Annotated in this window: 20 protein-coding genes and 1 pseudogene; 7 read left to right on the forward strand and 14 right to left on the reverse strand. The window is 62.2% G+C overall.

Going from position 1 to position 23240, the window contains the following annotated elements:
- Positions 1 to 5 precede the first annotated feature (5 nt).
- The 4 genes and pseudogenes from CAF63_RS29140 to CAF63_RS04455 all read right to left on the reverse strand — a co-directional run bounded on the left by CAF63_RS29140 (position 6) and on the right by CAF63_RS04455 (position 4436).
- On the reverse strand, positions 6 to 887 hold the full coding sequence (locus CAF63_RS29140; protein WP_371807389.1) for a methyl-accepting chemotaxis protein: 882 nt from the start codon (positions 885 to 887) through the stop codon (positions 6 to 8).
- Positions 867 to 1970 (reverse strand): annotated as a pseudogene (locus CAF63_RS29145) (HAMP domain-containing protein); the annotation flags it as partial. The pseudogene CAF63_RS29145 and the gene CAF63_RS29140, both read right to left, overlap by 21 nt.
- A 108-nt stretch (positions 1971 to 2078) precedes the next feature.
- On the reverse strand, positions 2079 to 3479 hold the full coding sequence (locus CAF63_RS04450; RefSeq protein WP_085683553.1) for a PLP-dependent aminotransferase family protein: 1401 nt from the start codon (positions 3477 to 3479) through the stop codon (positions 2079 to 2081).
- Between the two features lie 195 nt (positions 3480 to 3674).
- On the reverse strand, positions 3675 to 4436 hold the full coding sequence (locus CAF63_RS04455) for an SDR family oxidoreductase (RefSeq protein WP_085683554.1): 762 nt from the start codon (positions 4434 to 4436) through the stop codon (positions 3675 to 3677).
- 228 nt (positions 4437 to 4664) lie between these two features.
- Between CAF63_RS04455 and CAF63_RS04460 the strand changes: the two genes are divergently transcribed.
- Complete coding sequence (locus tag CAF63_RS04460; RefSeq protein WP_085683555.1) at positions 4665 to 5669, forward strand: NADP-dependent oxidoreductase; 1005 nt, start codon at positions 4665 to 4667, stop codon at positions 5667 to 5669.
- A gap of 52 nt (positions 5670 to 5721) precedes the next feature.
- Here CAF63_RS04460 and pyrF read toward each other — a convergent pair whose 3' ends face one another.
- Positions 5722 to 6420 (reverse strand): orotidine-5'-phosphate decarboxylase, encoded by a 699-nt coding sequence (pyrF, locus tag CAF63_RS04465; RefSeq protein ID WP_007960372.1) that lies wholly within the window; start codon positions 6418 to 6420, stop codon positions 5722 to 5724.
- Between the two features lie 295 nt (positions 6421 to 6715).
- On the opposite strand from pyrF, the gene CAF63_RS04470 reads away from it, so the two are divergent.
- From CAF63_RS04470 to xopAW, 3 genes are all read left to right on the forward strand, one after another.
- Positions 6716 to 7465, forward strand: coding sequence for a response regulator (locus CAF63_RS04470; protein ID WP_085607468.1), 750 nt, complete (start codon positions 6716 to 6718; stop codon positions 7463 to 7465).
- Positions 7465 to 8514, forward strand: a complete 1050-nt coding sequence (locus CAF63_RS04475; RefSeq protein ID WP_085683556.1) for a cell wall metabolism sensor histidine kinase WalK — start codon at positions 7465 to 7467, stop codon at positions 8512 to 8514. Before CAF63_RS04470 ends, CAF63_RS04475 begins: the two co-directional genes overlap by 1 nt.
- A gap of 110 nt (positions 8515 to 8624) precedes the next feature.
- On the forward strand, positions 8625 to 9482 hold the full coding sequence (xopAW, locus tag CAF63_RS04480; RefSeq protein ID WP_085722082.1) for a XopAW family type III secretion system calcium-binding effector: 858 nt from the start codon (positions 8625 to 8627) through the stop codon (positions 9480 to 9482).
- 496 nt (positions 9483 to 9978) lie between these two features.
- On the opposite strand, the gene CAF63_RS04485 is transcribed toward xopAW, so the two are convergent.
- The 9 genes from CAF63_RS04485 to CAF63_RS04525 all read right to left on the reverse strand — a co-directional run bounded on the left by CAF63_RS04485 (position 9979) and on the right by CAF63_RS04525 (position 17862).
- On the reverse strand, positions 9979 to 11031 hold the full coding sequence (locus tag CAF63_RS04485) for an AI-2E family transporter (RefSeq protein WP_064598612.1): 1053 nt from the start codon (positions 11029 to 11031) through the stop codon (positions 9979 to 9981).
- A 69-nt stretch (positions 11032 to 11100) separates the two neighbouring features.
- Positions 11101 to 11907, reverse strand: coding sequence for a DUF4892 domain-containing protein (locus CAF63_RS04490; RefSeq protein ID WP_085683558.1), 807 nt, complete (start codon positions 11905 to 11907; stop codon positions 11101 to 11103).
- Positions 11908 to 12034: 127 nt separating this feature from the next.
- Positions 12035 to 12889 carry an alpha/beta hydrolase gene (locus CAF63_RS04495; protein WP_007957814.1) on the reverse strand — a complete coding sequence of 285 codons (855 nt, stop codon included), beginning with the start codon at positions 12887 to 12889 and terminating at the stop codon, positions 12035 to 12037.
- Complete coding sequence (locus CAF63_RS04500) at positions 12886 to 13692, reverse strand: alpha/beta fold hydrolase (RefSeq protein ID WP_085683559.1); 807 nt, start codon at positions 13690 to 13692, stop codon at positions 12886 to 12888. Before CAF63_RS04500 ends, CAF63_RS04495 begins: the two co-directional genes overlap by 4 nt.
- Before the next feature lie 117 nt (positions 13693 to 13809).
- Positions 13810 to 14253 carry a hotdog fold thioesterase gene (locus CAF63_RS04505; protein ID WP_007957810.1) on the reverse strand — a complete coding sequence of 148 codons (444 nt, stop codon included), beginning with the start codon at positions 14251 to 14253 and terminating at the stop codon, positions 13810 to 13812.
- A 31-nt stretch (positions 14254 to 14284) separates the two neighbouring features.
- Positions 14285 to 15940, reverse strand: coding sequence for an AMP-binding protein (locus CAF63_RS04510; protein WP_085683560.1), 1656 nt, complete (start codon positions 15938 to 15940; stop codon positions 14285 to 14287).
- An 81-nt stretch (positions 15941 to 16021) separates the two neighbouring features.
- Positions 16022 to 16474 carry a phosphohistidine phosphatase SixA gene (gene sixA / locus CAF63_RS04515; RefSeq protein WP_007957806.1) on the reverse strand — a complete coding sequence of 151 codons (453 nt, stop codon included), beginning with the start codon at positions 16472 to 16474 and terminating at the stop codon, positions 16022 to 16024.
- Positions 16471 to 16818 (reverse strand): DUF4389 domain-containing protein, encoded by a 348-nt coding sequence (locus CAF63_RS04520; protein ID WP_007957804.1) that lies wholly within the window; start codon positions 16816 to 16818, stop codon positions 16471 to 16473. Before CAF63_RS04520 ends, sixA begins: the two co-directional genes overlap by 4 nt.
- 18 nt (positions 16819 to 16836) lie before the next feature.
- On the reverse strand, positions 16837 to 17862 hold the full coding sequence (locus CAF63_RS04525; protein WP_007957803.1) for an NAD(P)H-dependent glycerol-3-phosphate dehydrogenase: 1026 nt from the start codon (positions 17860 to 17862) through the stop codon (positions 16837 to 16839).
- A gap of 256 nt (positions 17863 to 18118) precedes the next feature.
- Here CAF63_RS04525 and CAF63_RS04530 point away from each other — a divergent pair, with 256 nt between their 5' ends.
- Genes CAF63_RS04530 through CAF63_RS04540 form a run of 3 tightly spaced genes read left to right on the forward strand, consistent with a single transcriptional unit; the run spans position 18119 to position 23013 of the window.
- On the forward strand, positions 18119 to 20182 hold the full coding sequence (locus tag CAF63_RS04530; RefSeq protein WP_371807390.1) for a TonB-dependent receptor plug domain-containing protein: 2064 nt from the start codon (positions 18119 to 18121) through the stop codon (positions 20180 to 20182).
- The gene (locus CAF63_RS04535) at positions 20183 to 21115 is read left to right on the forward strand and encodes an ABC transporter substrate-binding protein (RefSeq protein ID WP_085683562.1); all 933 of its coding nucleotides are present in this window, start codon (positions 20183 to 20185) and stop codon (positions 21113 to 21115) included.
- Positions 21112 to 23013 (forward strand): ATP-binding protein, encoded by a 1902-nt coding sequence (locus tag CAF63_RS04540; RefSeq protein ID WP_085683563.1) that lies wholly within the window; start codon positions 21112 to 21114, stop codon positions 23011 to 23013. The genes CAF63_RS04535 and CAF63_RS04540 overlap by 4 nt, the downstream gene beginning before the upstream one ends.
- Positions 23014 to 23240: the final 227 nt, after the last annotated feature.

Genomic DNA, 23240 nt, shown 5'->3' on the forward strand with positions numbered 1-23240 from the left:
CCAAATCAAAGCCGAAAATGCCCAACCATCCCCTTGAGCTCACTCCCCAACTGCGCCAGCTCAACACTCGAAGCCGCATTCCCCCGCATGGCAATCGAAGACTGATCCGCACTCGCCCGAATACTCGTCACACTGCGATTGATCTCCTCCGCCACCGAACTCTGCTCCTCCGCCGCCGCCGCAATCTGCTGATTCATCTGCTGAATCAACGAAACCGCCGCCGCAATACTCCCCAACGCACTCTCGGTCTGCAACGCATCACTCACCGCCAGCTTCACCAGCTCGCCGCTGCTCTGAATCTGCTGCACCGACGAATGCGCCGCCGAACGCAAGGCACTGACCAGCCGCTCGATCTCCTCGGTCGACTGCTGAGTGCGCCGAGCCAGCGCCCGCACTTCATCGGCGACCACCGCAAAGCCCCTGCCCTGCTCGCCCGCCCGCGCCGCTTCGATCGCCGCGTTGAGCGCCAGCAGGTTAGTCTGCTCGGCAACACTCTTGATCACCTCAAGCACCGTGCCGATATTCTGGATTTCCGCACTGAGGCTTTCGATGCTCGAACTGGCCGACGTCGCCGAATCCGCCAACTGCTCGATCCGCGCCATGCTCTGACGCACCACCTGCTGGCCGCTTTCGACCTTGCCATCGGCGGTCTGCGCCGCGAGCGCCGCCTCTTCGGCATTGCGCGCCACATCGTGCACGGTGGCAGTCATCTGGTTCATTGCCGTGGCGACCTGTTCGGTTTCCTCTTTCTGGCTGCTGACCTCAAGGTTGGTCTGCTCGGTCACCGCCGACAGCGATTGCGCCGAACTGGCCAACTGTTCGATCCCCGCCTGCAACCCGCTGACAATCGTGCTCAAACCCGCGCCCATCTGCTGCATGGCCAGCATCAACTGGCCGATTTCGTCGCGTCGGGAGACCTCGATCGTTGCGCTCAAATCGCCAGCCGCAATCTGTTGCGCCACATGAATAACACTGCGCAACGGCGCGACGATCAACCGGGTAATCACCCACGCCGCAATCAGCCCGACCAGCAACGCCAGCGCCGATGAGCCAATGATCAGCACCGAATTCTTTTTCAGTTCGCCCTGCATGGCGCCATCTTGCGCGACATACGCCTGATCGACCCGCGCCACGACTTCGTCGGCCCGCTGGTGCAACTGCTGATAGACAGTCTTTTCCTGGGCCAGCAGCCCGGTGTACTCGGCGAGCTTGTCGCTGAAACCGGCGATGTGCCCGGAGACCTCATTGAGTACCGTCAGGTAACCCTCGTCCTTGACCGTGGACTTGAGCTGTTCAGCCTGAACCTGAGCCTGGGCAGCCTGCTCGATATTGCCCTGACCGGCACTGTCATCACCCTTGCGGCTTTGATCCAGGCGTACCCGCGCCTCGTTCATTGCCTGCAACATCAAGCGTGAGACCTGACTGACCTGACCAGCCTGCTCGATGAACTGCGACCCGTCCTTGCCCTCGCTGTCTTTCAGCGTGTAAGCACCGTCGTCGGCCAGACCGGCCTGCAACACATCGAGATTGTTGGCGACGCTGGACACCGACCAACTGGCCATCTCCAGCGCCAGATCCTTGGCCTGAGACAACGAGACGAATTCATCGAACGCCTTGCGGTAAGCGCCCAATGACTGTTGGACGTCGTTCATGACCGACTCATTGCCCGGCGACAAAATCTTGAGCTGGTCGGCCATGGCGATCAGACCGTCGACACCCTCGTGCAAGGCATCGACGGTTTTCGGGTTGCCATGCAAGGCGTAGTCCTGCTCCAGCAGCCGCACCTTGAGCAGGCCACTGTTGAGCGATGACATCTGCTTGAGGCCGTCGAAGCGATGACTGATGGTTTGCAGGGACCAGACGCCAATGGCTGCCACCAGAGCAGTCAGCAGCAACACCAGCACAAACCCGATACCCAGTTTTTTTGCCATACCGAGGTTGGCAAAACGTCCTTGCACGGCCGAAATCATTGCGCGTAGCCCCCCGCCATAGTCTGTTGTCGAAGATTCGCAACGGCCTTGAACCAGCACAAGTCTCTGGCGTCGGAATAATGGCAAAAAGCTACGCAGGCGTCGTTTTCAGAACGCTTGAGGTCGATCCACGGTGGTGCTGCGAAAAAACTGTCGCGCCCGGGGATCACAAGCGTAAGCCACGTTGATGCGCTGCCATTCGCAGGCTTCGCCACTGGGGCTGAACGAGGTTGCGCAGGACAGCTGCACCCCGCACCGCGCGGCTTGCCTGCGCAAGTGCGACTCATCGGCCAGCGGCGCGCGCGCCCAGATGAACAGGCCACCCGTGGGCTTGCCGAATACTTCCCAATCGGCATCTTCCAGGGCCTGCAACGCAGCCGCACGATCGGTATTGAGCCGCTGACGCTGGCGCTGAACCAGTTTGCGATAGGCGCCACTGGCCAGCATCCCGGCCAGCACCGCCTCGCAGAACCTCGAGGTGCCCATGCAACTGATCATTTTGACCCGCGCCATCCGCTCGATCAGCTCGCCATCGGCCAACACGAAACCCACCCGCAGCGAACTGCTCAGGGTCTTGGAAAAACTGCCGACGTAAATCACCCGTCCCTCGTCATCCAGCGCTGCCAGTCGAGTGCCGCTGCCGTTGTGCAGGTCAGCGTAGACATCATCTTCTATCAACCGCAGATCGTAGATCCTGCTCAACTCCAGGATACGTCGGGCGACCGCCGGCAGCAGGCAACTGCCCGTGGGATTGTGGTGGTGACTGTTGATGAACAACGCGGTGGGCCGAAACTGCTGCAGCAACGCTTCGAGCGCCTCGAGATCCGGCCCGCCCGGCGTGCGGCGAACCTCCAGCATACGTACGCCATGCAAGCGCAGGAGATCGAACAGCGGCGCATAACCGGGGGTCTCGACCACGACGCAATCACCGGCCTTGAGCAGGGTACGCACGATCAAATCCAGTCCGTGGCTGGCGCCAGCGGTGGTCATCACCTGTTCTTCAACTGCCTTGATACTCAGCAACCCCAGGCGTTTGACGGTCTGTTCGCGCAACGCCGGCAGCCCCAGAGGCGTGCTGTAGTTGAACAGGCTGGCCATGTCGGCGCGTGTCACCTCGCGGATCGCATAACCGAGATCATCGGGCTCGCGCCAACTCTCCGGCAGGACGCCACTTCCCAGCGTCAAACCGCCGCGCCATCGGGCGGCTGGATCGCCCCCGCTGCGCTCCCCTTCACACCCTGAGCCATCGACCGCCTTGCAACACCCGGGCAACGAAGCCGCCACCATGAAACCCGAGCCCTGACGCGAGGCCAGAACCCCTTGCGCCACCAGACGCTCGCAAGCCTCCATGACGCAGGACTGGCTGAGCAGATTGCACCGCGCGATCTCTCGTACGGAGGGCAGGCGCGTCGTCGGCGGCACCGGCCCCTGCATGATCCACTCGGTCAACCCGTCAACAATCTGCTGTACGACCGGCACCATTGCCAGTCGGTCAATTCTCAATTCCATGAGCACGCAAACTCCTGTCCGTTTTGCTGGCGGCAGTAAATCACAGCCACGCTCTTGAGGCTGTGCGACAAAACCGCCAAAAGCCTCCGTTCTCACCATTTGAAACACATTGTTTAGCGGATTCACGGAACCGCTCCCGAGGCGAAAAAAAACCCGCCGGTGGGCGGGTCCTTTTCTGTATCAGTCGACGCAATCTTAGAAAGCAGTCACGCCTCCATCCACCGCCAGCGAATGGCCGGTGGTGAAGGCTGCACCGTCGCTGCACAGGTACAGCACGGCGCTGGCAATTTCCTCAACCTTGCCGATGCGACCGACCGGGTGCATCGCGTTGGCGAATTCGCCTTTCTTCGGGTCTGCCTCATAGGCGCGACGGAACATGTCCGTGTTGATCACCGCCGGGCATACGGCGTTGACGCGGATTTTCTTCTTGGCGTATTCGATCGCAGCCGATTTGGTCAGGCCGATCACCGCATGCTTGGAGGCGGCGTAGATGCTCATCTTCGGTGCGGCGCCCAATCCAGCTACCGACGCAGTGTTGACGATCGCCCCACCGCCCTGGGCCAGCAGCAAGGGCAATTGATACTTCATGCACAGCCAGACGCCTTTGACGTTGACGCCCATGATCGCGTCGAACTCGTCCATCGAGCCTTCGGCCAGTTTGCCCTTCTCGATCTCGATCCCGGCGTTGTTGAAGGCATAGTCGAGACGGCCGTAGGTATTGATCACCTCGTCCATCAGATTTTTCACTTCGCTTTCGACGGTCACGTTGCAGCGCACGAAGGTCGCTTCGCCACCGGCTGTACGAATCAGCGCCACGGTGCCCTCGCCCCCGGCCGCATCCAGATCGGCCACCACCACTTTCAGACCTTCGGCGGCGAATGCCTGGGCCGTCGCGCGGCCGATGCCGTTGGCCGCGCCGGTGACGACGACTACCTGACCGGAAAACGTCATGCTCATTGTTATGTCCTCGAATGCGGGGGGATTGATGAAGGCAGCATAGCCACTGGGGCCTGAGTGACGTCAGCACTATCAAAAGGCCGGTTAGCCGTTCATGAATCGCAGTGATGAAACCCCGCCGGGGACTATCACCGTACTGGATCAACCTGCATTCGCCCCGTGAGCCAACCTTGCGGCATCGCGCATGAAGGTCTATCAACAAGGCTTCATTCATTTCGAGTGCCTGTCATGACCAACCAGACCAATCGCCAGTTCCTGCTCGCCAAACGCCCGGTGGGCGCCGCCACCCGCGAGACCTTCACCTATCAGGAAGTACCGGTCGGCGAACCGGCGGCGGGGCAGATTCTGGTCAAGAACGAATATCTGTCCCTCGACCCGGCCATGCGCGGCTGGATGAATGAAGGCAAGTCCTACATTCCGCCGGTGGGTCTGGGCGAAGTCATGCGTGCCTTGGGCGTAGGCAAAGTCATCGCGTCAAACAATCCGGGGTTTGCCGTTGGCGACTACGTCAACGGTGCCATTGGCGTGCAGGATTATTTCCTCGGCGAGCCAAGAGGTTTCTACAAGGTCGATCCGAAACTGGCACCGCTGCCGGTTTATCTGTCCGCACTGGGCATGACCGGCATGACCGCCTACTTCGCCCTGCTGGATGTCGGCGCACCGAAGGCCGGCGATACCGTGGTGTTGTCCGGTGCAGCGGGCGCGGTCGGCAGCATTGCCGGGCAGATTGCCAAAATCAAGGGTTGCCGGGTGGTCGGCATTGCCGGCGGCGCCGACAAGTGCAAGTTTCTGATCGATGAACTGGGCTTCGACGGCGCCATCGACTACAAGAGCGAAGACGTGTTGGCCGGCCTTAAACGCGAATGCCCGAAAGGCGTGGACGTGTATTTCGACAACGTCGGCGGCGACATCCTCGACGCGGTACTGAGCCGCCTGAACTTCAAGGCGCGGGTGGTGATCTGCGGCGCGATCAGCCAGTACAACAACAAGGAAGCGGTCAAAGGCCCGGCCAACTACCTGTCGCTGCTGGTCAACCGCGCGCGGATGGAAGGCTTCGTGGTGATGGATTACGCCGCACAATACGCGAGCGCCGCCCAGGAAATGGCCGGCTGGATGGCCAAGGGTCAGCTCAAGAGCAAGGAAGATATCGTCGAAGGCCTGGAAACCTTCCCTGAGACACTGGGCAAACTGTTCAGCGGCGAGAACTTCGGCAAACTGGTGTTGAAGGTCTGAAAACAAAGAAGGGAGCTATCGGGCTCCCTTATTTGATGCTTCAGCTGTTCGCTCAGGCCAGTTCGGCAACCACCGAGGCCAGTGCCTTGGCCGGATCCGCCGCCTGGCTGATCGGACGGCCGATCACCAGATAGTCGGAACCGGCATCCAGCGCCTGACGCGGGGTCAGGATGCGACGCTGATCGTCCTGGGCGCTGCCCGCCGGACGAATCCCCGGGGTCACCAGTTGCAGCGACGGATGCGCGGTTTTCAGCGCAGTGGCTTCCAGCGCCGAGCACACCAGACCGTCCATCCCGGCCTTCTCGGCCAGTGCCGCCAGACGCAGCACCTGCTCCTGCGGCTCGATGTCCAGACCGATACCCGCCAGATCCTCACGTTCCATGCTGGTCAGCACGGTCACGCCGATCAGCAACGGCTGCGGGCCGCTGCGCTTGTCCAGCTCTTCACGGCAGGCCGCCATCATGCGCAGGCCGCCGGAGCAGTGAACGTTGACCATCCACACACCCATCTCGGCAGCGGCCTTGACCGCCATTGCCGTGGTGTTGGGAATGTCGTGGAATTTCAGGTCAAGGAATACTTCGAAACCCTTGTCACGCAGGGTGCCGACGATTTCCGCGGCGCAACTGGTGAACAGTTCCTTGCCCACTTTGACCCGGCACAGTTTCGGGTCCAACTGGTCGGCCAGCTTCAGTGCGGCGTCACGGGTGGGGAAATCCAGGGCGACGATGATAGGAGTCTGGCAGGCGGACATGGATGGGCTCTCAGGCAAGTCGAAATCGGCGCGCATTGTAGCGGAACCGGCGGCGGCGCGGCACCCGATGATCGGTAAATCGTCGCGCCAACCGTGATCAGCATAGCCCTGCAGGATATTGTGTCGAAGCCGATACACAACCGACACGCCGGCAACATGCGCCCGCGCTAGCCTCGCCAGCCGCAACAAGTCCTTACAGCAGCCCTTCCCGCCTCACGGCCGGACGCCTATGCTGAAACCACAACCTCGCAGCCTATCTTTGTGGTTGGCGGCCTACTGGCAGATGAACAGCCTCATGCACAACTCCCAAGCCTCCGTGAACGACGAGCAGAAAGACGACAAGCGCTGGAGCATCCGCGCCCTGATCGTCGACGATGACGTGCCGATCCGCGAACTGATGATCGACTACCTGGCCCGCTTCAACATTCACGCCAGCGGCGTCACCGACGGCGCGGCGATGCGTCAGGCGATGCAGGCCGAACATTTCGACGTGGTGGTGCTCGACCTGATGCTGCCCGGCGAAGACGGTCTGTCGCTGTGCCGCTGGCTGCGCGCCGAATCCGACATCCCGATCCTGATGCTCACCGCCCGCTGCGAACCCACCGACCGCATCATCGGCCTGGAACTCGGCGCCGATGACTACATGGCCAAACCGTTCGAGCCTCGGGAACTGGTGGCGCGAATCCAGACGATTCTGCGCCGGGTGCGCGACGACCGTACCGAACAGCGTGCGAACATTCGCTTCGACAACTGGCGCCTGAACAGCGTCCTGCGCCAATTGATCGCCGACGATGGCCTGGTGGTGCCGCTGTCCAACGCCGAGTTCCGCCTGCTCTGGGTGTTCATCGAACGTCCGCGCCGGGTGCTCAGTCGCGAACAGTTGCTGGACGCCGCCCGTGGCCGCTCGATCGAAGCCTTCGACCGCAGCATCGACCTGCTGGTCTCGCGTCTGCGGCAAAAACTCGGCGACGACCCGAAAGCCCCGCAACTGATCAAGACCGTTCGCGGTGAAGGCTACCTGTTCGACGCGCGGGACATCGGCTGATGCGGGCGCGCTTCGACACGCTGTTCGGCCGCCTGTTCGGCGTGCTGTTGGTGGCGATCGTCCTGGCGCACTTGCTGGCCTTTGCCTGGTTCCGCCTCTACGGCCCGCCACCACCGCCACCCCCACCGGAGTTTTCGGAAAACATCGACGGCAAACAGCCAGCTCAGGATCCGCGTTACCCGCCCCGTCCGCCGCGACCCTGGTTCGGCGGGCCGATCGTGCCGCTGACCTTCCAGTTCATCTCGCTGATCATCGCCGCCTGGTACGGCGCCAAGCTGCTGACCCGGCCGATCCAGCGCCTGAGCGACGCAGCCGAACGCCTGAGCGAAGACCTCGACAGCCCGCCGCTGGACGAAACCGGCCCTCGGGAAGCACGGCAGGCTGCGCATACGTTCAACCTGATGCAGCAGCGCATCCGCGAACAGGTGCAGCAACGGGCGCGGATGCTCGGTGCCGTCTCCCACGACCTGCGCACCCCGCTGTCGCGACTGAAACTGCGCCTGGAAAACATCAACGACGACAAGCTGCAAGGCCAGATGCGCCAGGATCTGGACGACATGATCGGCATGCTCGACGCCACCCTCACCTACCTGCACGAACAGCGCACCAGCGAAGCCTTGCAGTTGATGGACGTGCAGGCACTGGTCGAATCACTGTGCGAAAACGCCCAGGATCAAGGCGCCGACGTTCAGGTCAGCGGCCACTGCGCTCCTTTGCAGGTGCAACCGATGGCACTGCGCTCGTGCATCAACAACCTGATGGACAACGCCTTGCGCTACGCCGGCCAAGCGCACATCGAACTGCAAGACCAGCGCGAACAACTGCTGATCCGCGTCATCGACCACGGCCCAGGCATCGCGGCGGACAAGCGCGAAGCCGTGTTCGAGCCGTTCTTCCGCCTCGAAGGCTCACGCAACCGCAACTCCGGCGGCGTCGGTCTGGGCATGACCATCGCCCGGGAAGCGGCGCAACGCCAGGGCGGACAACTGACCTTGGAAGAAACACCCGGCGGCGGCCTGACCGCCGTGATCCAACTGCCCCGCCACTGATCCCGACTGTGTACCGGCCGGTACAAACCCCACATACCCACGACACCTTGCGACTGGAGGCTGCATAAGCCGGTACACCCACCGGTTTTCCAGTCCAAGGAGTGAGCCCGATGATCGGTAGCGTCAGCAACTACACGAGCTATACCAGCACCAGCAGCACCTCCACCCAAAACGCCCGCAGCCAGCAACTGCAAAAGGAACTGTTCGCCAAACTCGACAGCAACGGCGACGGCGCGGTGGATCAGGACGAACTCGGCAGCGCCCTGTCGCAAAAGTCCAACGACGGCCTGCTGGTCAGCCTGAGCAAACAATTCGGCGATCTGGACAGCGACGCCAGCGGCAGCCTCAGCGCCGAAGAAATGACCGCCATGGCCCCACCCCCACCACCCTCAGGCGACCAGGCCCCCAACACCGAACTGGCCGACGCCCTGATCAGCGCCCTGGACGCCGACGGCGACGGCGCCATCAGCAGCGACGAATTGAGCAACGGCCTGACCAGCGCCGGCAGCGCCGCCGACAGCAGCAAAATCTTCTCGGCCCTGGACAAGAACGAAGACGGCGTCGTCAGCCAGGACGAACTCGCCACCAGCCTCACCCCACCGCCACCCCCACCGCCGCAAGCCTCCAGCGACGAACTGTTCAGCCAACTCGATGCAGACGGCGACGGCACTGTTACCGCCACCGAACTGAACAACGCGTTGCAGATCAGCGACAGCACCTCCTCGAACACCACCGACACCGCCACCGCCCTCCTCAAGGTTCTGGACAGCGACAGCAGCGGAGGCGTCAGCAGCGACGAACTGAAAGCTGCGCTTCATGCAGGTCGTGAGCGCCCGGATGACGAACAAACCGCCAGCACCACCCAGACCACCACCGAAGCGCTGAACCGCATGATCGCCAACCTGAGCAAGCAGTACTCGCTCGAAAACACCGCATCGGTGGGCAAGTATTTGAATGTGGCGACCTGAAGCCATGAGTTAAAACGCTTCCCCTGCAGCGATTCCTGCAGGGGAGCGTACATTCAGCTGGACATGGCCTGACTGTCACGCAGCCATCGCTGGCAAGCCAGCTCCCACATAAGAGCAAGAGCAAAAGCCCCTCACCACTCAACACAATGAGCGTTAGCTCGAGTATCGCTCTTGACGTACCGGCCCCATTGGAAGGCTGAGTGGAGGGATTTATCCGGGGGTGGGAGCGCAGCGACCGTGCGGCGCAGCCGCATGCATCGAGAGGAGGTGCAGCGAAGCAAACCGTAGGCGATGCCCGCGGATGAATCCCGGAACGAAGGAACCTCGAGCCTCAGCGAGAGGCCGAACGCAGGGGCCCAGCCTTTTGGTTCCTTTTTGGCGTTTGAAAAAGGGACTCGCCGTAAGGGCGAAACCGTCAGCGGCAGCACCCGTAGAAACGGATATGTACACAGTAGAACCAGAGCCTGGCCGGCCCAACGGCCGCCAAGGTTCACCATCAACGCCGATCGTCGACCCGAGCCTGACTCTTACTCCAATCCGTCAACAAACTATAAGCAACAGCCAAAAGCGTAGGCCCGATAAACAACCCGATAAACCCAAACGCAATCAACCCGCCAAACACCCCAAGCAGCACAATCACCAACGGCAGATTCCCGCCCCGGCTGATCAGATACGGCTTGAGCACGTTATCCACGCCACTGATGATGAACGTCCCCCAGATCCCGAGAAACACCGCCATCCCGTACTCGCCCTTCCAGGCCAGCCACGCCGTGGCCGGAATCCACACCAGCGGCGGCCCCATCGGAATCAGGCTGAGCAGGAACGTCACAATCCCCAGCACCAGCGCCCCGGGCACCCCGGCGATCAGGAACCCGATCAGCGCCAGCACCGCTTGCGCAGCCGCCGTACCGATCACCCCGTTGACCACCCGCTGCACCGTACCCGCCACCAGATCGATGTAGTACCCGGCCCGATCACCGATCAAACGCTCCAGCAGACTGTGCACGAACGCCGCCAGTCGCGGCCCGTCGCGGTAGAAAAAGAACACGAAGACAATGCTCAGGGTCAGCTCGAGAATCCCGCTGCCGATCTGCGCACTGCGCGCCAGCAACCAGTTGCCGACCTGCCCCAGATAAGGTTTTACAGTCACCATCAGCGCCGCGCCCTGCTGATCGATGCTGTTCCAGATCCCGACAAGACGCTCACCCACCAACGGCACGCCGCCCAGCCAACTCGGCGCCTCTGGCAATCCGTCGACCTGCACATCCTTGATAAACGCCGTGGCATCACGCACGTGATCGGCCAGGTTAAAGCCGAGCCACACCAGCGGCCCCGCCACCAGCAACATCCAGCCCATGGTCAGAACCAGAGCCGCGAGGGATTCCCGGCCATTGAGCCAGCGGGTCAGCAAGCGCATCAGCGGCCAGCTGGCAAACGCCAGCACCGCGCCCCAGAACAGCGCCGACCAGAACGGCGCCATCACCCAGAAACTGGCACCAAACAGCACCAGCAACAGAATCTGCACCAGTAGACGATCATTGTTGGGCATGTGAAATCTCGAAAAAATCAGTCAGGCAAAGAGTAGGCGAACACGTCGAGCGTGTCCGCCAAAGACACCTTATCGCAACAGATCGATGCGCAGGCCTTCGCCGTCGACACTGCCGGTTTCCATTCGCGCGGCGCGCACGCCCTGCCCGATCAGCGCCTGCCGCCAGGCCTCGGCTTTCGGCCCGGACACTGTCACCCGCAACGTGGTGTCGAGGTTCAGACCACGGGACAACAAGCGCAGCCAGGTGTCATCCGGATCGCCAGCCAGCTTTGGAAAATCCAGTTCGCCGGTGCTTTTCAGCTCCCGCAGCAGCGTGGCCGAGGTCGGCAGCAGCTCACCGAGCGGTGCCAGTGCTTCAAACTGTTCAACGTGCAGATAAGCTTTGCGATTGCCGCGGGTGATGCTGTACAGCGCCACCAGCGTGTTGTCGTGCGGGGCCGCGAGCCTCAACAGCAGATAGGCCTGCTGCTCGTCGGCACCGTACAGCTTGGCGTTGCCGAACACCTCGTTGGCCCACAGGCTGCTCTCGCCGCAATCCCGGGCCTGACACCAGAACAACAGCTGGGCATCCTGCTTTTGCAGGGCTTCGCGAGCGAGGGTGAAAGCTTCGGTGGCGGAATGTTCCGGCGGCAATTCATAGGTCACCGAGGTGGTTTGCCCCCGGGCGCTGACCTGGCCGTCGAAACGCAACTGGCCGCTGATCTTGCGGATCGAGCCGAGCGGGTAGATCCGCTCCAGCTCCACGGCGGGGCGATAGTCGACGATCTGCGCATCGGCCACACGCGGCACGATCGGCAGGTCCTGACTGCCCGGCAAGTCGGCAGCGAATAGAAAGGGACTGAAACAGCACAGCGCCAGCAGACTGATAGATCGCATGGACAGGCTCATCGCAGGGGCATGGCCTGGGTGCCTTTGGGGCAGTTCGAAGTCGCAGCGGTGTAGAAATCCATCTTGGTTGTCTCCCATTTCAACCCGCCCAGCCTCGACAGTTGCCGGGAGCAAGTCAAGGAATGGCGAAGAACCGATTGAAACAGTCTGCGACAAGGTCGGCCCCGGCCTCATCGTTCAGGTGCAGATGGTGCCCGCCCGGCAGCTGTTCCCGGTCAAAGGGTAGACGCTCCAGCAGCTCCGGATGTTTGGCCAGCATGCCGTCGGCGGCAACCACCAATTGCGCGGGGCAGGCAATGCGCTGCACGAACGCCATCGCCTGTTCCTGGGTCAGACGCAGCGGCGACGGCAAGGTCAGGCGGTTGTCGGTGCGCCAGGTGTAACCGCCGGGCACCGGCATCAGACCGCGTTGCGCCAGCAGTTCGGCGGCTTCGCGACTGACCGCCACCAACCCTTTCATCCGCGCTTCGATGGCCCGGTCGAGGGTGTTGTAGACCGGTTTGCGCTTTTCCCGAAGATCGAGCTGCGCCTGCAGGGCCATTCCCATGCGCTCGGCGGCGTTTTCGCCTTTGTCGGTAGGAGGAATCACCCCGTCGATCAACGCCAGATGGGTGATGCGTTCGGGCAACGAGCCGGCCAGCACCAGCGACACGATCGCGCCCATGGAATGCCCCAGCAGGCCGAAACGTTTCCAGCCCAGTTGTTCGGCGACCTGCAGCACGTCATGGGCGTAATCCCACAGTGCGTAACCGGCGCCGTTCGGGCGGTGCCCGGAGTGCCCGTGACCGGCCATGTCCAGCGCCACGATGCGCAAGCCTTTGAGCTTCGGCGCCAGGCGCGCGAAGCTGTTGGCGTTGTCCAGCCAGCCGTGCAGGGCGATCACCGGCAACCCGTCTTCCGGGCCGAACAGGTGCGCCGCCAGTTCGATATGCGGCAGGCTCAGGCGCACTTCTTCGACGGCGGGGTTCATGCGCAATCCTTGTCTTGCCGGCGCTCCCAGCGATCGAACAGGTTTTTCAGTAATTGTGCGGTGTCCTGTGGGCGTTCAAGCGGAAACATGTGCCCGCCAGGCACAGTCAGCGATTCGCCCTGAGGCAGGCGTCCGACAAACCGGGTGTGGTGGTTCATCACCACGCGGCTCTTGTGTCCACGTACCACCGCCAGCGGCACTTTCAATTGCCGGGTATGCGCAGGACTGGTGTGCGGCACGCCGCGATAGATACTGATCTCGGTCGCGGGATCGAAGCGCAGACGCAGCTTGTCACCGACCTTGTGCAGACCGTGCTGCAGGTAGGCATCGAAACATTCCGGATCAAAGCTGCGGAACAACGTCTTGCCAGCGAAATAACCACGGGCACTGTCCAGATCGGCAAACTCTTCGCGGCGCCCCAGCGTGCGGCCGGCCGGGGTCAGTTTGTCGATGAAACCAAAACGCTTGGCGGCGCGGATCACCCATTGATCGGTGCGAGTCAGCACCGGTGAGTCGAGCATTACCACGCCCCGATACAGTTCAGGGCAACGCAGTGCGGCGTGCAAATGCAGCATGCCGCCGAAGGAATGGCCGACGCCCCACACCGGTTCATCTTGCTGTTGCAGGTGGTGGATGAGCTCATCGACCAGGTGGTACCAGTTGTCACCCGCCGGGAAACGCGGGTCATGGGCGTGTTGTTCCAGATGCGCGACCCGGTACTCGGGCGCCAGCGCCGCGAACAGTTTGCCGTAGGTGCCCGAAGGGAAACCGTTGGCGTGGGCGAAGAAGATCGGTTGCGACATACCGGCAAATCCATGAGCGGAAAACAGGCGTTGATTGTCCGTAAGACCGCGTCCTACAGCAATGACCGTAACTGCCAGGAATGATGACAGTCCGGTCAGGGCTATGACGCTTCGGCATCAACGCGCCGGCGGTTGTTCTCCCAGCGGCACCACCGCCATGGTCAGGCGCGATACACAGCTGGCCTTGCCTTCATCGCTGGTCAGGCGGATGTCCCAGACGTGGGTGGTGCGGCCGATGTGAATCGGCTTGGCCACCGCCGTCACCCGTCCGCTGCGCAGGCCGCGCAAATGGTTGGCGTTGATTTCCAGGCCCACGCAATAGAACTTGCTGGCGTCGATGCACAGGTAACTGGCCATCGAACCGACGGTTTCCGCCAGCACCACCGAGGCGCCGCCGTGCAACAAGCCGTAAGGCTGATGGGTGCGATGGTCGATGACCATGCTGGCCGTCAGCGACTCCTCGTCGAAGGATTCGAAGCGGATGTCCAGCACTTCGCCGATGGTGTTTTTCTGGATTGCGTTCAACTGCTCGATGTTCGGAGTGGTGCGCCACAAGGTCATCGCAGGCTTCCTTTGTTGTTTTGATCGACGCTCAATCCTGCCACAGCACCGCCTCGCTGCGCTCGCTCCATTCTTCGAAACGTGCTCCGTAGGTGTCTTCGATGATGTTGCGTTTGATCTTCAAAGTCGGCGTGAGAAAACCGTTCTCCACCGCCCAGCTGTCCTTGACCACCACCAGCCGGCGCAGGCGCTCGTGCTTGTCGAGTACGGCGTTGACCTCCTCCAGCAGTTTTTCCAGGCTCGAATGCAGCGGCGCGCGGGCCTCTTCCCGGCCCACGGCCGACAGCACGCACAACCCCAGCGGCGCGCTCAGGCCATCGCCGACCACGCACACCTGCTCGATCCGCGAGTGCACCGCCAGCCGATTTTCGATCGGCGCCGGGGCGACGTATTTGCCCTTGCTGGTCTTGAAGATTTCCTTGAGCCGCCCGGTCAGGCGCAAACGTCCTTCAGCGTCCTGCTCGCCCTTGTCGCCGGTGCGCAGGAAACCGTCTTCGGTGAGGGTCTCGGAGGTTTTCTGCGGTTCCTTGAAATAGCCGAGCATGTTCGCCTGGCTGCGCACCTGCACTTCGCCGGACTCGTCGATCCGCACCTCAACTTCGGGGCACGGCCGACCGATCCAGCCTTCCTTGTATTGCCCCGGCAGGCAGATGTGCGAATACCCGCAGCTTTCAGTCATGCCGTAGACCTCCAGCACGTCGAGCCCGAGTTTCTGATACCAGCGCAACAGGGTCAGCGGCACCGGCGCCGCACCGGACAGCGCCACGCGCAGGGCATCCAGCCCCAACCCGGCCAACACCTTGTGGCCTATCCGCTTGCCGATGAAGGGTAGACCGAGGAGGAAATCCAGACGTTTCGCCGGGATCTTGCTGTAGACGCCCATCTGGAACTTGGTCCAGATCCGCGGCACACCGAACATCGCCGTCGGCCGCGCCCGCTTGAGATCGGCGAGGAAGGTGTCGAGACTCTCGGCGAAAAACACCGTCTGCCCGGTGTAGATCGAAGCCAGCTCGACGAACATCCGCTCGGCCACATGGCACAGCGGCAAATATGAAAGTAGCCGGTCGTTTTCATTAAGACCGAACAACTGCGTGCCACGCGTCGTCGCAAACCCGAGGTTGGCAAAACTGTGCATCACGCCCTTGGGCAGGCCGGTGGTGCCGGAGGTGTAAATGATGGTCGCCAGTTGCTCGGCGGCGGGACGCGGATCGTCCTGGATCGGCGAGCTGCGCTGCACATCGTCCCAGTTGAAATCGAACGTACCCGGCGGATGCAGCGGCAGGCTGACGGTGGTCAGGCCGGCCGGCACGCCTGGCGACATGCCCGGCCAGTCATCGAGCTTACCGATGAACGCCAGCACGCTTTCCGAGTGAGTCAGCACCTGATTCACGGATTCGGCGGTGAGGTTCGGATAGAGCGGCACCGAGACATGCCCGGCCATCCAGATCGCCAGGTCGGCGATGATCCAGTGCGCACAGTTTTTCGAGATCAGGGCGATGTGGCTGCCTTGCGGCAATTCCCGGGACCGTAACCAGTGCGCGGCGCAGCGGGCCTGATGGCCGACGTCGGCCCAGGTCAGCGTCTCGACCTGCCCGCCGCCGATCGGCTGCACCAGGAAACGCTGACGCGGGTGCCGGGCCTCGCGTTCGTAAAACACGTCCAGCGGCAAACGGAAGGCGGAAGACATTCGACTCGCTCCTGTTTTTTGGTCTGGAGCAAGCGTAGTCAACCAAGCAAGTGCTTGGTTGACTATTTCGTACAAAAAATTTCAGGGATGTTTAAGGCTGTTGAGCGTCATCGAACCGATCAGCAATTCGCTGTGTTCAAGCTCGGCCAACCCGGCGGTGCTGACCTTTTCCGGCGGATAGCCCGCACCGTGTTGCAGGTAGCTGAGCAGGTTTCCCACCAGCGGATTGTGGCTGACCAACAGCACGTTGCTCACCGACACCAGTTGTTCGGCCACACGGTCCGGGTCAACTTCCGGGGTCAGCCACTCGACTGTGCGGATCTCCGGCTCGAAGCCCAGGGCTTCGCGCACCAGTTGCGCCGTCTGCTGCGCCCGCAGGTACGGGCTGGCGTAGATGGCGGTCAGAGGCTGGCCCATCAAACGGGCCGCGCTGCTCAACACTTCCTTGCGACCGTGGGCGGTCAGTTCCCGCTCGGAGTCGGGACGCGAGCCATAGGGCTCGGCCTCACCGTGACGCAATACCCAGAGTTTCATAGCTTGGGTTCCTCATCCCGGGCCGGATGCGGTGCCGGCGCGACAACGTGTGGCGCTTCACCTTCCGGGGTACGCGGCGTCGGCCAGTCGGCGAACGGCCAGGGTTTCTGGTCGCTGTGGAAACTGCCGAAACGACCGATCTGCGCCAGAAACTGGCTCAGGCTGTCGCCGAAATTCATCAGGCTGGCGCTCGGGGCGCCATAGATCAAACGATAGATCAACTGCACCAGCACCACCGCGCCGAGGATGAACTGCGCTACCTGCCAGACCAGCACGTAGACGATCATCCACAACACCCGCAGGAGGATGGATTCATATTTGGCTTCGGTTTTCGGATCGTTCATGCCCTGCTCCCTGCTGAATCAGTTGAAACCACTGGTGGAAATAAAGTCGACGTCGGTTTTCGGCTCGCCTCTCATCAGAAGACCGATCACCTGTTCAAGCGTGCGCCCTTCGAACAGGATTGCATGCAGTCCGGCGACCAGCGGCATGTACACGCCGACGTCCTGGGACTTGGCCTTGAGCACTTTCAGGGTGTTGACCCCTTCGGCCACTTCGCCGAGGCGCGACACCGCTTCGTCGAGGCTCAAGCCCTGACCGAGGGCGAAACCGACCTGATAGTTGCGGCTTTTCGGCGACGAGCAGGTGACGATCAGGTCACCAACTCCGGCCAGACCGAGGAAGGTCATCGGGTTTGCGCCCTGATTCACCGCAAACCGGGTCATCTCGGCCAGTGCACGGGTGATCAGCATGCTCTTGGTGTTCTCGCCCATCTCCAGCGCGACTGCCATGCCGGCAATGATCGCGTAGACGTTTTTCAGTGCGCCGCCCAGCTCCACGCCAAAGCGGTCGGCGCTGGCGTAGACACGGAAGGTGCGGCCATGCAATGCAGCCTGCACGGCTTTGCAGAGTTCTTCGTCTTCGCTGGCGACTACGGTGGCGGTCAGTGCGTGCTCGGCGATTTCCCGCGCCAGGTTCGGCCCGGACAGCACGCCGATGCGCGCCTGCGGGGCAATCTCTTCGAGGATCTGGCTCATCAGTTTGAAGGTGTGGGCTTCGATGCCCTTGGTCAGGCTGACCAGCATCTTGCCGCTCAGGCGTTCGGCGTGCGCCGCCAGTACCGTACGCAGCGCGCTGGACGGCAACGCGACGAAACACAAATCGCAGGCGTCGAGGGTTTCCTGCAGGTCGGTGACCGCGGTCACGCCCGGCAGAATCTTGATGCCTTTGAGGTAACGCGGGTTCTCGCGATTGACCCGGATGGCCTCGGCCTGTTCGGGGTCACGCATCCACTGCCGGACTTGATGGCCGTTCTCGGCCAACAGATTGGCCACGGCGGTACCGAAACTTCCGCCTCCCAGGACCGCAATCGGGCGCTGTTCAGTCATATGTAATCCGTTAATCCATACCAGTGGCGATGCCGGCATTATACGGAGCGTCCCCTTCTCGGACAGCCCCGGCGTCAATTACCCGCACTTGTAGGAAGAAGACCAATAAAACCGAGGAAAATGCCTGCAACGTGACTGGAAAAGTCGTCGACCTCAGTTAACATGCGCGCCAATTCTTTGCTATCAAGGCTGCGTCGTGTTTTCTGGCCCCCCTTCCCCGCGTTCGTCCCTGCTGCTGGCGCTGCTGTTCAGCCCGATGCTGCTGGCGGACGACCTGTTTGTCGACAGTGAGGCCTTGCCGCAGATCCTGACCGCCACGCGCCTGAAACAGTCGCCGGCGGAAGTCCCGGGCAGCATGACCGTACTGGACAGCGAACTGATCGCCGCCAGCGGTGCCCGGGACATCAGCGAACTGTTGCGGCTGGTGCCGGGGATGATGGTCGGCAATATCAGCGGCAATCAGGCGGCGGTGAACTACCACGGGACCAACGCCACTGAAGCCCGACGCATGCAAGTGTTGATCGACGGCCGTTCGGTGTACCGCGCCGGTCTGGCGACCGTGGACTGGAGCGACATCCCGGTGGCGATGGAAGACATTGAGCGCATCGAAGTCTTTCGCGGCCCCAACACCGTCAGCTACGGCGCCAACGCGCTGATGGCAGTGGTTAATATCATCACCCGCAACCCGGCGGACAGCCACGGCACGCGGCTGAAGCTGACGCGCGGCCAACGCGGCATCAACGACTTCTATGCCAGCCAGAGCACCGGCTGGAATGGCGGCGACCTGCGTCTGTCGCTGTCCGGCCAGGAAGACGACGGCTTCGACAGCGACCGCACCGGCGCCGATTACCGCGACAGCCGCCGCTTGAACCGCTTCAGCCTCGCCGTCAGCCAGACCCTGAGCGACAACCAGAGCCTGGACTGGCAGATCAACGCCAAGGACGGGGCCAATCAACGGCCCTATACCTACCGTCCGGTGTTCTCCGGGATTACGGCTGCCGGGAACAATTCCGACGTGGTTGCCAAGGACTATGCCGGTTCGGTGCGCTGGAATCTGGACCTCAACCCCGATCACAGTCTTTATGTGCAGGGCTCGGCACAACACTGGGATCGTCAGCAAACCTGGCGCGCCTGTGACGCCGAGGTGTCGTTCAGCCCGCAGCTCACGGAGCTGTGGCAACTCAACCCGAACTACACCGAACGCCTGGCCCGCAACATGACCCTGTTCACCGGCCCCGGCGCACCCGCCGGCACGCCGCAGGAAATGGCCCTGGCCAATCAGGTGCTGGATCAGTGGCGCAACGGCGCGCGCCAGACCCTGTGCGGCGACATCGACCAGAGTGCCCGGGAATCGCGCTACGACCTGGAGTTGCAGGACACCCTCAGCCTGTCCGATAGCCTGCGTCTGGTCAGCGGCCTGAACTATCGTTACGACCGTGCCGATTCCGAGACCTATTTCAACGGCACGCTGGACGACACCACCTGGCGCGCCTTCGGCCAGCTGGAATGGCGCGCCAGCGAACACTGGCTGTTGCAGGGCGGCACCATGTTCGAAGACACGCAATTGATCGGCAGCTCGCTGACGCCCCGGTTTGCGGTCAACTACCTGTTCAATCCGCGCCACAGCCTGCGCGCGGTGTATTCGGAAGCCATCCGTTCGCCGGACATGTTCGAGAACAACGTCAACTGGAGTTATCAGGTGACCAACCTGCGGCCCGCCGCCTATGGCCAGTCTTCGGCCCGCTACTTCGTCAAGACCCGGGGCCCCGGCGATCTGGACCAGGAACACATGCGCTCGCGGGAACTGGGCTACAACGGCTTTTTCCCGGAATGGGGCCTGGCGCTGGATGTGAAGCTGTTCTACGACGAAATCACCGGGATGATCAGCGAGCCGCTGCGCAACAATCAATACATTGCCAGCAACGCCAACGATTCGCGCTTTCGCGGCACTGAGACGCAACTGGACTGGCGCCTGAGTGCGGCCGACCGCCTGCGCCTGACCTACGCCTTCGTCGACGCCGAGGCGAGCAACCCACTGGACCAGCAATTCACCGCGCGCAACAGCGGCTCGGCGGGCTGGCTGCGCGATTGGGGCCACGGCTGGAACAGCGCCCTCTTCTATTACGGTGACAACGCGCTCAACGGTTACCGCTTCGAGCGGGTCGACACGCGCATCGCCAAACGCATCGCCTTGGGCAAGGCCCAACTGCAACTGGCCGGCGTGCTGCAACAACGCCTCGACCATGAGCCGACCACCTTCGTCGACAACAATTACGACGAACGCCGCGTGGTGTATTTCAGCGCCGAGCTGGAGTTCTAGATGCGCTACGCCATGTCACGGAAGATGCCAACACTCGGCCAATGGCTGGCCGGGCTTTGTCTGTTCCTGACAGCGTGGCTGCATGGCGTGGCGGTGCAGGCGGCCGACATTTTGCTGACCGGCGCCGAGGAAAGCCCCGGCGTGCAGTCCTTCGTTCAGGCCCTGAGCGAACTGCGCCCGACCGACCGCGTGCATTTCCAGCCGCTGGCCAGTTTGCCGGCGCCGGGCAAGTTGCCGTCGAGCCTGCGCCTGATCCTGCTGGATCTCCCGAGTCTCGACTGGCGCATGCAGGAAAGCCAAGGCCCGGCGACGTTGGTCCTGCGCATCAGCCGCCTGCAAGCCCGGCAACGCTTCGGCGACGCGCAACCACCCCACTTGAGCCTGCTGTGGGCCGATCCGCCGCTGAGCCGTCAGTTGCAACTGATCCGCCGGATCCTGCCCCAGGCCGGGCGCGTCGGCGTGCTGTTCGATCAGCACAGCGAGTTCCTGCTCAAGGAGCTGCAATCGGCCGCCCAGCCGCTGAATCTGCAAATCGTCCCGCAGCGCTGGGACAACACCCATGACAGCCGCCCCTTGCAGACCGTGCTGAAAAGCAGCGACGTGCTACTGGGCCTCGACGACCCCGACCTGTACAACCCGAAAACCGCGAAGAACCTGTTGCTCAGCAGTTACTCTCGGCAACTGGCGCTGATCGGGCCGAATATCGCGTTCGTTCGCGCCGGCAGCCTGGCCAGTACCTACAGCGATCAGAACGACTGGCTGGCCGTCCTCGACGAATTGCTGGACCGGCCACCGGGCACCTGGCCGCGCACGCTCTACCCCGGGCGTTTTAAAGTCTCAAGTAATGCGCAGGTGGCTCGTTCCTTAGGGATAGAACCGATCAATGAAGCGTCTGTCGCCGCAGAGCTGGCCGAAGGAGAGCGCCGCCCATGATTTTCCGCCGTTGGGACATCAACACCCGCACTCAGTTGATCAGTCTGGGCCCTGCGCTGTTGCTGACCTTGCTGCTGATCAGCTTTTTCACCTTCGTGCGCATTCAGGATTTGCGTCAGGAGCTGAACCACACCGGCCAGTTGATCGCCAACCAACTCGCACCGGCCACCGAGTACGGGGTGATTTCCGGCAACAACGAAGTCCTGGAAAGCCTGCTCAAGGCCACGCTGGCCACGCCGAACGTGCGGTTTCTGGAAGTGCAGGACAGCGCCAACCGGATTCTGGCCTACGTCGAACAGCCGGCGGATGCGCACAACCGTCCGCATCAGGTCGAAGTGTTTCAGGCGCCGGTGCGGCTGCAACGCATCGCCTTGCACAACGATTTCTTTCAGGACGGCAAGAGCAGCTCCGGGGTGGCCAGCGAGGATTATCTGGGGCGGGTGATCGTCGGTCTGTCCAACGATGCCTTCAGTCAGCGCCAACAGGAGATCCTGCTCAAGGCCGGGATTCTGGCCTTGTTCGCCCTGCTCTTCACCTTTGTTCTGGCGCGGCGACTGGCCGGCAGCCTGTCGCAGCCGATCCGCGACATCGGCAATGCGGTCAAGGCGATTCAGGAGGGCGACTACAAGACCCCGCTGCCGATCGTCGATGACACCGAGCTGGGCGCACTGTCCCAGCACATCAACAACCTGGCCCAGGCGCTGGAGCAGGCCAGCCGCGAACAGCATCAGGCGATGGCGCAACTGATCCAGACCCGCGAAGAGGCGGAAAAGGCCAACAACGCCAAATCGGATTTCCTGGCGATGATGAGCCATGAGCTGCGCACCCCGATGAACGGCGTGCTGGGCATGCTGCAATTGCTGGAAACCACCGACATGACCGAGGAGCAGGTCGAGTATGCGGCGCTGGCTTCGGAGTCCACCGAGCATTTGCTCAAGGTGATCAACGATATTCTCGATTTCTCGCGCATCGAGCGTTCGGAACTGGAGCTGGAGCACATTCCGTTCAACCTCGCCGACCTGATCGGCGCGTGCGCCCAGTCATTCCAGCACAGCGCGGCGCAACGCGGGCTGGCCCTGCAACTGCGAATCCCCGAAGACATGCGCGACTTGCAGGTACAGGGCGATCCGACGCGGATCCGGCAGATTCTGGTCAACCTGGTCGGCAATGCGCTGAAGTTCACCGAACAGGGGCGCGTCAGCATCGAGGCGCAGTGGCAGTCGCTGGATCACGAATTGCTGTGGTTCACCTGCGCGGTGCGTGACAGCGGCATCGGTATTTCCTCGGAGAGCCTTGAGCTGATGTTCAACGCGTTCCAGCAGGCCGACAGTTCGATTTCCCGTCGTTATGGCGGCACCGGTCTAGGCCTGCCGATTGCCCGCACCCTCGCCGAACGGATGGGCGGCACCTTGCGCGCTCAGAGCGAGGAAGGTCGCGGATCAGTATTCACCCTGGAAATACCACTGGCTTTATATAAGCAGGACCTGCCCGCGCTGGACGCACCCCGCACGCTGAACGGTACCGGCCACGGCGAGGGCCGTAATGTACTGCTGGTGGAAGACAACCCGGTCAACCAGACAGTGATCGAAGCCATGCTGCGCAGTCTGGGGTTTACTGTCAGCGTCGCCACCGATGGTTTGCAGGCGGTGCGAAGTGCCGGGGAAAACCGTTTCGAAGCCATCCTGATGGATTGCCGGCTACCGATCATCGACGGTTACGAGGCGACCCGGCAGATCCGGGGCCTGCCCGGCGGCGGTCAGGTGCCGATCATCGCCCTGACCGCCAATGCGTTGCAGGGTGATCGCGAAAACTGCCTGTCGGCGGGCATGAACGATTACCTGGCCAAGCCATTCAAACGCAATGATCTGCAGCAGATTCTGCAGCGTTGGGTGCAGTAGTGAAGCCCTTTCGACCATCTGCGACTGGCATGAAAAGCGAAAGTGCGGCAGTCTTAGGCACCCGAACGAGCCTCAAAAGGGGCTTGATTAAAAATTTCAGTGCACAAGTGTACATTCATGTCCTTGGTGCTGTGACTTTCACCACAACGCAATAGTCTATGAGTAGGCTGCCGGTTCGAGGCATGAACGCGTCGATCGGCCGGGAAGATTTGCCCCACCTGCCGCAT

The organism is Pseudomonas sp. B20(2017), from assembly GCF_002113125.1.
Taxonomy (GTDB): Bacteria; Pseudomonadota; Gammaproteobacteria; order Pseudomonadales; family Pseudomonadaceae; genus Aquipseudomonas.